The following is a 9992-nucleotide window of genomic DNA, read 5'->3' as shown; positions in this document are numbered from 1 at the left end:
GGCACGGACGCCCCGTCCGACCTGCCCGACGGCCTCGCTCCGGCGTCCGGGCCGCGCGTGCTGCGCCGCCGCCTCGGCGGCGGGCCGGTCGCGCCGCTGAAGCTGGCGTCCGGCTGCGACCGGCGCTGCACGTTCTGCGCGATCCCGGCGTTCCGTGGCGCCTACGTGTCCCGGAACCCCGCCGAGGTGCTGGAGGAGGCGCGCTGGCTCGCCGGGCACGACGTCCGCGAGCTGGTCCTGGTCTCGGAGAACTCCACGTCCTACGGCAAGGACCTGGGCGACCTGCGCGCGCTGGAGAAGCTGCTGCCGCAGCTGGCGGCCGTGGACGGCATCGAGCGGGTCCGCGCGTCCTACCTGCAGCCGGCCGAGCTGCGCCCCGGCCTGCTGGAGGTGCTCTGCCAGACGCCCGGCGTCGCCCGCTACTTCGACCTCTCCTTCCAGCACGCCTCCGGCCCGGTGCTGCGCTCCATGCGCCGCTTCGGCGACCGCGAGCGGTTCCTGGAACTGCTGGAGCGGGTCCGTGAGCTGGCGCCCGAGGCGGGCGTGCGGTCCAACTTCATCGTGGGCTTCCCCGGCGAGACCGAGGACGACCTGGAGGAGCTCATGGCGTTCCTCACCGACGCCCGGCTCGACGCCATCGGCGTGTTCGGCTACTCCGACGAGGACGGCACCGAGGCCGCCACCCTGCCCGGCAAGCTGGACGCGGCCGAGGTCGCGCGCCGGGTCGAGGAGGTGTCCGCGCTGGCCGAGGAGCTCACCGCGCAGCGCGCCGAGGACCGGATCGGCACCGAGATCTCCGTCCTGGTCGAGGAGAAGACCGACGACGGCTACGAGGGCCGCGCCGAGCACCAGGCGCCCGAGGTGGACGGCATGGTCCTGGTCCGCGGCGAGGGCCTGTCCCTCGGCGGGTTCGTGACCGCGACCGTGGTGGACAGCGACGGCGTGGACCTCGTGGCGGAACTCTCATGACCGCCGGCGTGCCGGGGCCGCTGGCCGAGCCGCCGCCCCCGCCGCCCGCCAGCCTGTACAACGTCGCCAACCTGCTCACCCTGCTGCGCATCCTGCTGGTGCCGCTGTTCGTGTGGATGCTGCTGAAGGACGCCACGGCCTGGCGGCTCGGCGCGTTCGCGGTGTTCGCCGCCGCGTCCGTCACCGACAAGATCGACGGCGACCTGGCGCGCAAGCACAACCTGGTCACCGACTTCGGCAAGATCGCCGACCCGATCGCCGACAAGGCGCTGACCGGCGCGGCCCTGGTCACCCTGTCGGTGCTGGGCGAGGTGTGGTGGTGGGTGACGATCGCGATCCTGGTCCGCGAGATCGGGATCACGCTGCTGCGGTTCGTGGTGATCAGGTACGGGGTGATCCCGGCCAGCAAGGGCGGCAAGCTCAAGACCACCCTGCAGATCCTCGCGATCGGCCTGTACGTCCTGCCGCTGCCGGGGTTCGTCCAGCCGGTCGCGTGGGCCGCGATGGCCGCCGCGCTGCTCGTCACGGTGGTGACGGGCGTGGACTACCTGTTCCAGGCCTGGCGGCTGCGCACATCCTCCACCGCGCGCTGAACGCGCCCGGCGGGGCTGAGGCGGGGCTGAGGCGGCCGTCGGCGCGTTGTCGGACCCCGGCGGTAGGTTGCTGTCCGGACGGAATCGCAGGAGGCCAGGGAGGCGCGCCCGTGCTGCGAGTGGAACTGGTGACGGTCGGGGACGAGCTGCTCCTCGGCGACACGGTCAACGGCAACGCCGCCTGGCTGGGCCGGCGGCTCGCCGAGCGCGACGTCGAGGTGACCCGCAGCGTGGTGGTCGGCGACCGGCTGGAGGAGATCGTCCAGGCCGTCCGCGACGGCCTGGACCGCGCGGACGCGGTGATCACGACCGGCGGCCTCGGGCCGACCTCGGACGACCTGACCCGCGACGCGCTCGCGAAGGCGGCCGGCGTGGGCCTCGTCCGCGATCCGGCGCTCGAACGGCGGCTGCGCGACCGCGTGGCGGCGGCCGGACGCACGCTCCAGCCCATGGCGCTGCGGATGGCCGACGTCCCCGAGGGTGCGCGGACGCTGGCGAACTCCGCGGGCAGCGCGCCGGGGCTGTGCGTCGATCTTCCCGGCGGCCCGGTGTACGTCCTTCCCGGCGTGCCGTTCGAGATGCACGCGATCATGGACGAGGTGGTCCTGCCCGAGCTCGCCGAGCGGGCCGGCCTGCCCGAGGTCGCGCGCCGCACGCTGCGCACGGCCGGGCTCTGGGAGTCGGTCGTCGCCGCCCGGCTCGCCCCGGTGGAGGCGATGCCCGGCGTGACGCTCGCCTACCTGCCCGATCCGGCGGAGGTGCGGGTCCGCGTGACCGCCGCGGGCGACGACCCGGCCGCGCTGCTGGCCGAGGCCGAGGGCCGCGTGCGCGAACTGCTCGGCGACGCGGTGTACGGCGCCGAGGACGAGACGCTCGACCGGGTCGTGCACCGGCTGCTGGCCGAGCGGGGCGCGACGGCCGCGACCGCGGAGTCGCTGACCGGTGGCCTGATCGGCGCGGAGCTGACCCGGATGCCCGGCTCGTCCGCGACCTTCCTCGGCGCGGTCGTCTCGTACGCCACCGGGCTCAAGCACCGGCTGCTCGGCGTGGACGAGGCCCTGCTGGCCGCGGAGGGGGCCGTCCACCCCGAGGTGGCCCGGCAGATGGCCGAGGGCGTCCGGGACCGCCTGGGCGCCTCGTACGGCGTCGCGGTGACCGGGGTGGCCGGTCCGGAGCCCCAGGACGGCCGTCCGGTGGGCACGGTCTACGTCGCCGTGGCCGGACCCGGAAGCCCCACCCGTGTCACCAGACCGCGACCGCCCGTGCCCGGTCCCGGCGACGAGAGCCGGGCCGCGCTGCGGCGCATGACGGTGGTGTACGCCCTTGACCTGCTGCGTCGGGTGCTGCTCGGGCTTGACTCGGAGCCCGCCGCCGGGGACGCTCGGAATGATCGGGAAGAGAAGGGCTGATTACAGCGTTACGTTGCGAGCGAACACGAAATCCACGGTCTGCCATGGCCGCGCCCAGGGCGGGTACGGTGGAACCGGCAGATGGTCCGAACTGAGGGAGGGAGCGAGACGATGGTCCTGCTTCGCAGCCTGCTCGGTGACGTCCTGCGGGCGCTGCGACTGCGCCAGGGGCGCACCCTCCGCGAGGTGTCGGCGGCGGCCCGGGTGTCCCTGGGCTACCTGTCCGAGGTCGAGCGCGGGCAGAAGGAGGCGTCCTCCGAGCTGCTGTCCTCGATCTGCAAGGCTCTCGGGGTGCCGCTCAGCCACGTCCTGCGCGAGGTCGCCGACCAGCTGGCGCTGGCCGAACTCCAGCACGAGCCGGTGATGGCCGGCGCGCCGCCGGAGCACGAGCGGATCAGCACCGACACGGTGCCCGATTCGCCGGAGGAGATCGCGGGCGAGTTCCGGGCCGACATGGTGGCCGCCTGACGGTGGTCCGGAACGGCGACCGCCCCCCGCGGTCGCCCCGCCGCGATCCTCCATGCCCGCTGCTCCCTCCCGGGTTCTTGTCCCTGCCTGTTCGGCCCCTGTCTCGGACCCGTCCGAGGTTGTGCGGCGACTCACTTGTAGGACCGACATTTCCGGGCATGTTTCTGTGTTGTAACGATCATTCGAAGGACGACGCGGAAGGAGCTCATAGATGGCTGCGGTGAAGAGCCCCCTTTCCGAGGCCGCTCAGAAGGTGACCGGCGAGGCCCTGCAGGGCGCGCTGGTGGACCTGGTCGACCTCGGCCTGTACGCCAAGCAGGCGCACTGGAACCTGGTCGGTCCGCGCTTCAAGACGATCCACGAGCACCTGGACGAGATCGTCGATCTCGCCCGGACCGCGCAGGACGACGTGGCCGAGCGCGCGGTCGCGATCGGCGTCAACCCGGACGGCCGGTCCCGGACCGTCGCCGACCGCACCGAGATCCAGCAACTGGAGCCGGGCTACCTCAACGACGAGAAGGTCGTGCTGGCCGTGACCGGCACGCTCTTCGAGATCATCGGCCGGTTCCGGGAGCGCATCGCGGCGACCGACGAGCCCGACCCGGTCTCCCAGGATCTGCTCATCGGCATCACCGCCGAGCTGGAGAAGATCCACTGGATGTTCCAGGCGCAGGCCTGACGCCTTCCTCCACCGAACCCCGCCCCGGGCCTTCCGGGGCGGGGTTTCGCGTTCCCGGGAGGGGACCGGAGCCGGTCAGAGGGTGAGGGGCTGGTCGGGGCGGTCCAGCCAGACCTGCTGCCCGGACGGCGCTGCCGTCAGGCCGAAGCGCTCGCGCTCGGGCCGTCCCCAGGCGATCCAGTGCTGGTAGGCGGCTTCCAGCTCGTCCCAGAGCCGCCGGTCGCCGTACTGGTGAACGGGATACTCGTCCTGCGCCGGGAGGAACTCGACGGACGCCCAGGCGGGGTCGTCGGCGCGGTTCTCGATGGCCCAGAAGCGGCACGAGCCGTCCACCCCGACCTCCACGTGGGAGCGCACGTCCGGCACGAGCGCGGCGATCGCGACCTCCGCGCCGGGCGACTCGCCGAGCATCCCGCGTGGATCGATCCTGGTCGCGGAGGCGACGATCTCCGCCCGTCCGGGCGCGGGTGGGCCGGAGGGGCGGCGTTGGGCGCGCAGCATCATGAAGCCGGCCGGTCCGGCGAGGCGTCCGAGCGCCGCGCCGTCGGGGGTGACCGCCAGGACGGCGAGGTGGCCGATGCCCCAGCCCGGCGACCAGGGCAGCACGATCACGCCGCCCGGCCGGGTCTGCGCGGCCCACGCGGGCGGCACCCGGTCCACGCCGCAGGTGACGTGGACGCGGTCGTAGGGGGCGCCGGACGGGTCGCCGAGGGCCCCGTCGTCCACGACCAGGCGCGGCGCGAGGCCCAGCGACGCGAGGTTGCGGGCGGCGCGCTCGGCCAGGACCTCGTCGATCTCCACGGACGTGACCTGGCGCGCGCCGAGGCAGGCGCTGAGCAGGCCCGCCGTCCAGCCGGTGCCGGTGCCGACCTCCAGCACCCGGTGGTGGTTCAGCGGACGCAGCCGCTCCAGGAAGGCGAGGACGACACCGGGCGCCGAGCACGACGACGTCCACGCCCCGGACGGCAGCGCCGGGTCGCCCGCCCCCTCGTCCACCTGGGTGGCGATGGCGGTGTCGGCGTACACCGCGTCCCACCAGTCCGCCGGGTCGGCGGCCCGGTCGATGCGCAGGCCCGAGCCGCCGGGCCGGTCCGGGACCGCCCACGCCGAGGCCGGGACGAACCGGTGCCGGGGCACGGCGTGCAGGGCCGCCCGCCAGCGCGGCTCGGTGAGGTCGCCGCGCGCGGTCAGCTCGTCCGCCAGCCGGTCGATCATCGCGGTCACGTCCGGACCGCCGGTCACCTCCGGCTCGTCGGTGCCGCCCATACCTCCACTGTGCGCACCTCGCTCGGGGAGGAACAACCCCGGTAGCGCCAAGCGTGCCCCCGTCGGTTCGGTCAGGCGACGTATTCGCGCAGGTGGACGGCGGTGAGGGTGTCGCCGTGCGCGACCAGGTCGGCCGGGGTGCCCGTGAAGACGACCTCGCCGCCGTCCGAGCCCGCGCCCGGGCCGAGGTCGATGATCCAGTCCGCGTGCGCCATCACGGCCTGGTGGTGCTCGATCACCACGACCGAGTTGCCCGCGTCCACGAGCCGGTCCAGGAGCGCGAGGAGCTGGTCGACGTCGGCGAGGTGCAGGCCGGTGGTCGGCTCGTCCAGGACGTAGGTCGCGGCCTTCTCGGCCATGTGGATCGCGAGCTTGAGCCTCTGCCGCTCGCCGCCGGACAGGGTGGTGAGGGGTTGTCCGAGGCCGAGGTAGCCGAGCCCGACGTCGGCGAGGCGGCCGAGGATCGTCCGCGCCTGCCCGGTGGTGAAGAAGCCGCGCGCCTCGTCCACGGACATGGCGAGGACGTCGCTGATGTTTTTTCCGCGCAGGGTGTAGCCGAGCACTTCGGGCGTGAAGCGGCGCCCCTCGCACTGCTCGCAGACGGTCGTGACCCCGGCCATCATCGCCAGGTCGGTGTAGATGAGCCCGAGTCCCTTGCAGCGCGGGCAGGCGCCCTCGGAGTTGGCCGAGAACAGAGCGGGCTTGACGCCGTTGGCCTTGGCGAACGCCGTCCGGATCGGGTCGAGGAGGCCCGTGTAGGTCGCCGGGTTGGACCGGCGGGAGCCGCGGATCGCCGACTGGTCGACCGAGACGACGTCCTCGCGGGCCGCGAGGTGGCCGTGGATGAGGGAGCTCTTCCCCGATCCGGCGACGCCCGTCACGACGGTGAGGACGCCCAGCGGGACGTCCACGCTGACGTTCTTGAGGTTGTGCCGGGTCGCGTTCTCGATGGAGACGTGCCCGGTGGGGGTGCGGACGGTCTCGCGCAGCCGGACGCGGTGGTCCAGGTGCCGTCCGGTGAGCGTGCCGGACGCGCGGAGCCCCGCGACGTCGCCGGTGTAGCAGATGTGGCCGCCGGCCGTCCCCGCTCCCGGGCCGAGGTCCACGACGTGGTCGGCGATCTCGATGGTCTCGGGCTTGTGCTCCACGACCAGGACGGTGTTGCCCTTGTCGCGCAGCCCCAACAGCAGGTCGTTCATCCGCCGGATGTCGTGCGGGTGCAGCCCCACCGTCGGCTCGTCGAAGACGTAGGTCACGTCGGTGAGGCTGGAGCCGAGGTGCCGGACCATCTTGACGCGCTGCGCCTCGCCGCCGGACAGGCTGCCGGACGCGCGGTCCAGGCTGAGGTAGCCGAGCCCCACCTCGACCAGCGACTCCAGGGTCTCGCGGAGCGTGGCGAGCAGCGGCGCGACCGACGGCGCGTCCAGCTTGCGGACGAAGGCGGCGAGGTCGGTGATCTGGAGGGCCGAGCAGTCCGCGATGCTCATCCCGTCGATCTTGGAGGAGAGCGCCGCCGGGTTCAGCCGCGCGCCGCCGCAGTCCGGGCACGCGGTGAAGGTGACGGCCCGCTCCACGAAGGCGCGGATGTGCGGCTGCGCCGCCTCCTTGTCCTTGGACAGGTACAGCCGCCGGACCTTGACCAGCAGACCCTCGTAGTTGGTGTTCAGGCCGTTCAGCTCGATCTTCGTGGCGGGCTTGTGGAGGAAGTCGTCCCACTGCTGGGGCGTGAAGTCGCGCAGTTTGACGTCCGGGTCCACGAAGCCGGACTGCACGATGTTCTTCCAGTACCAGGTGCCGACGCCGAAGTTCGGGACGGTGACCGCGCCCTCGTTCAGCGACAGGTCGCGGTCGAAGAGCTGGTCGAGGTCGATGTCGGAGACCTTGCCGAGGCCCTCGCAGCGCGGGCACATGCCCTCGGCGGTGTTGAAGCTGAACGCGCTGGAGGTCCCGACGTGCGGGACGCCGAGCCGGCTGAACACGAGCCGGAGCATGGCGGACGCGTCGGTGGCGGTGCCGACCGTCGAGCGCGCGTTGCCGCCCATGCGCTCCTGGTCCACGACGATCGCGGCGGACAGGTTGCGCAGCGCGTCCACGTCCGGGCGCGGGACGGCGGGCATGTACGACTGGACGAACGCGGTGTAGGTCTCGTTGATCAGCCGCTGCGACTCGGCCGCGATCGTGCCGAAGACCAGCGACGACTTGCCCGATCCGGAGACGCCGGTGAACACGGTGAGGCGGCGCTTGGGGATGTCCAGCGACACCTCCGCCAGGTTGTTCTCCCGAGCCCCGCGGACCTCGATGACATCGTGCCCGTCGGCGGTGTGCCGGGTCATGCGCGTCCTCCCGTTGATATCCTTAGACCGTAAAGAGATCTTGCTTCAGCTTATGCCATAAGGAGTTCCGGTATGGCCGTCTTCGCGGGACAGGGCGACCCGCGCCGCTCGATGGAGCTGCTCTGGCGCGGGTCGGCGCGGCGGCTGGCGTCCCGTCCGAGGACGCCGGGGCCCAAGCCCGCGCTGTCGGTGGACGCCGTGGTGGACGCCGCGATCGCGGTCGCCGACGAGGTCGGGACGGCGGCGCTGTCGATGCGGCTGGTGGGGGAGCGGCTCGGCCGCACGGCGATGGCGCTCTACACCTACGTGCAGGGCAAGGCCGAGCTGGTCGACCTCATGTACGACAAGGTCCTCGGCGAACTGCCGGCGGAGTTCCCGCAGCCCGTCTGGCGGGACGCCGTGACCGCCTGGGCCGGGGCCACGCGCGACCTCCACCTGCGGCATCCGTGGGTCTCCCAGGTGTCGCAGGCGCGTCCCGTCCTCGGCCCGAACGAGTACGTCGCCTACAACGCGCTGGCCGGGATCCTGCGCCGCGCCGGGCTGCGTCCGGATGAGGCCCGCGCGGTCGTGCCCGTCCTCGTCCGGTATGTGGAGGGCGCGGTGCGGTCGGTGAACGAGGCGCGCCGGGCGGCCCGCACCACCGGCGTCGCGGACGAGGAGTGGTGGCACGCGCGCGCCGCCGCGCTGGAGGAGATCGCGCCCGACTTCCTCGACGGCGTCCCCGACATGGCGTGGCTGGAGTCCCGCGACGCCCCGCCGCCCGAGGACGGCGCGCCCTACCTGGAGAGGCTGGTGAACGAGAGCTTCGGTCCGGGGCTCGCGGTCATCCTGGACGGCATCGAGGCGCGGCTGGCGGCCCGTCCCGCCGACGCGCAGGTCGGCGCACCCACTGAGACGCAGGCCGACACGCGCACCGAGACGCGGGCCGAGCCGAATGGCGCCGCTCGTTAGAGCTCGGTGCTCCGCGGCCCAGGGGAACGGCCCGGTTCAGTAGGTCTCGGACGCCTCGACGCAGGCGCGGACGAAGTCGCGCAGCACCGGGTCGGTGTCGCCGCGCGGCCAGACCACGGCGAGCTCGCTCTCCGGCGCGTCCTCGACGGGCCGGTAGACCACCCCCGGACGGCGGTACACGCGCGCCGACATCGCCGCCACCATCGCGATCCCGCGGCCGGACTGGATGGCCAGGAAGTAGTCCTCGGAGTTGTGCACCTCCACGCCGACCTTCGGCAGCGTCCCGAAGCGGTCCACGGCCAGCCAGTGCGCCCGCAGCGGCCCGGACGAGGCGGGCAGCGCCACGAACGGCTCGTCCCGCAGGTCGGCCAGGCGGATCGACGCGCGCCCGGCGAGCCGGTGCCCCTCGGGCAGCGCGACGTACCGTCCCTCCCGGACGAGTATCTCGTGGTCCAGCAGGTTCGCGCCCGGCACGGGGAGCCGGAGCAGCGCCGCCCGGTCGCGCCCGGACAGCACCGTCCCCGCCGGGTCGTTCCAGTCGTTCAGCAGCAGCTCGACCCGCAGGCCCGGGCGGAGCTCCGCGAACCGCCCGGTCACCGCGCTCAGCAGCGCCGGGTCGACGGCGGAGTGGTAGCCGATCCGCAGGACGCGGGCGGCGGCGTCCCGCTCGGCGCGCGCCTGCCGCTCCCAGCCGTCCAGGGCCTCGACGGCGGCGCGGGCGACCGGCAGCAGCGAGCGGCCCGCGTCGGTCAGCGCCACCGAGTGCCGGGTGCGGACGAACAGCGCCGTGCCCAACTCCTCCTCCAGCCGCCGGACGGCCTTGGACAGCGCGGGCTGCGCCACGTACAACCGCTCGGCCGCGCGGGTGAAGTGCAGCTCTTCGGCCACCGCCACGAAGTACCGCAGCGCGCGCGTCGAAACGTCCATGCCCGAACGGTAATGCCGATCAGGCATCACCACGGATCTTGGCGGCGCGGCCCCCGGCGGGACGACCATCGCGGTATGAACTCCTGGAAGGGCCTGGCGGCCGTCGTCCTCACCACCGTCGCCGCGATGACCCCCGTCTTCGGTGTCGCGGCGCTCGCCACCCCCGTCGAGCACGGGCTGGCGGTCTCCGGCACCGTGTTCGGCCTGGTCCTCAGCGGTTTCTTCGCGGTCAGCGCGGCCGGTGCGCCGCTCGCCCGCCGGGTCGCCGCCCGGATGCCGGTCCCGGCCGTCCTGCTGCTGGTCAACCTGCTGGCCGCCGCCGGGCTCGCGCTCGCGGCGACCGCGCCGAACCCGGCCGTGCTCGGCGCGGCGCTGCTGATCGCGGGCGCGGGCAGCG

Annotated in this window: 9 protein-coding genes and 1 pseudogene; 7 read left to right on the top strand and 3 right to left on the bottom strand. The window is 73.5% G+C overall.

Annotated elements, in window-relative coordinates:
* The 5 genes from DZF91_RS33465 to DZF91_RS33445 all read left to right on the top strand — a co-directional run.
* A partial coding sequence (locus DZF91_RS33465; protein ID WP_117361049.1) for a MiaB/RimO family radical SAM methylthiotransferase occupies window positions 1-969 on the top strand: 969 nt, incomplete at its 5' end.
* A complete protein-coding gene (pgsA, locus tag DZF91_RS33460; protein ID WP_117361048.1) occupies window positions 966-1562 on the top strand; it encodes a CDP-diacylglycerol--glycerol-3-phosphate 3-phosphatidyltransferase in 597 nt (198 codons plus the stop codon). The genes DZF91_RS33465 and pgsA, both read left to right, overlap by 4 nt.
* Window positions 1563-1672: 110 nt before the next feature.
* Entirely contained in the window at window positions 1673-2971 is a 1299-nt protein-coding gene (locus tag DZF91_RS33455; protein ID WP_235834756.1) for a CinA family nicotinamide mononucleotide deamidase-related protein, read from the top strand.
* A gap of 111 nt (window positions 2972-3082) precedes the next feature.
* Window positions 3083-3439, top strand: coding sequence for a helix-turn-helix domain-containing protein (locus DZF91_RS33450; RefSeq protein ID WP_117361047.1), 357 nt, complete (start codon window positions 3083-3085; stop codon window positions 3437-3439).
* 211 nt (window positions 3440-3650) lie between these two features.
* The gene (locus DZF91_RS33445) at window positions 3651-4118 is read left to right on the top strand and encodes a Dps family protein (protein WP_117361046.1); all 468 of its coding nucleotides are present in this window, start codon (window positions 3651-3653) and stop codon (window positions 4116-4118) included.
* Window positions 4119-4193: 75 nt separating this feature from the next.
* On the opposite strand, the gene DZF91_RS33440 is transcribed toward DZF91_RS33445, so the two are convergent.
* Both DZF91_RS33440 and DZF91_RS33435 read right to left on the bottom strand, forming a co-directional pair.
* Window positions 4194-5384 carry a methyltransferase domain-containing protein gene (locus tag DZF91_RS33440; protein ID WP_235834755.1) on the bottom strand — a complete coding sequence of 397 codons (1191 nt, stop codon included), beginning with the start codon at window positions 5382-5384 and terminating at the stop codon, window positions 4194-4196.
* Between the two features lie 71 nt (window positions 5385-5455).
* Complete coding sequence (locus DZF91_RS33435) at window positions 5456-7717, bottom strand: ATP-binding cassette domain-containing protein (protein ID WP_117361045.1); 2262 nt, start codon at window positions 7715-7717, stop codon at window positions 5456-5458.
* Window positions 7718-7789: 72 nt separating this feature from the next.
* Here DZF91_RS33435 and DZF91_RS33430 point away from each other — a divergent pair, with 72 nt between their 5' ends.
* Window positions 7790-8668, top strand: coding sequence for a TetR/AcrR family transcriptional regulator C-terminal domain-containing protein (locus tag DZF91_RS33430; protein WP_117361044.1), 879 nt, complete (start codon window positions 7790-7792; stop codon window positions 8666-8668).
* A 36-nt stretch (window positions 8669-8704) separates the two neighbouring features.
* Here DZF91_RS33430 and DZF91_RS33425 read toward each other — a convergent pair whose 3' ends face one another.
* Complete coding sequence (locus tag DZF91_RS33425) at window positions 8705-9595, bottom strand: LysR family transcriptional regulator (RefSeq protein WP_158588104.1); 891 nt, start codon at window positions 9593-9595, stop codon at window positions 8705-8707.
* Window positions 9596-9670: 75 nt separating this feature from the next.
* Between DZF91_RS33425 and DZF91_RS33420 the strand changes: the two are divergent.
* Window positions 9671-9992, top strand: a pseudogene (locus tag DZF91_RS33420) (hypothetical protein); the annotation flags it as partial.

It is taken from the genome of Actinomadura logoneensis (assembly GCF_003428695.1).
In the GTDB taxonomy this organism is placed as follows: Bacteria; Actinomycetota; Actinomycetes; order Streptosporangiales; family Streptosporangiaceae; genus Spirillospora; species Spirillospora logoneensis.
Note: the sequence above shows the minus strand (reverse complement) of the source record. Positions and strands in the feature narration are given on the sequence as shown.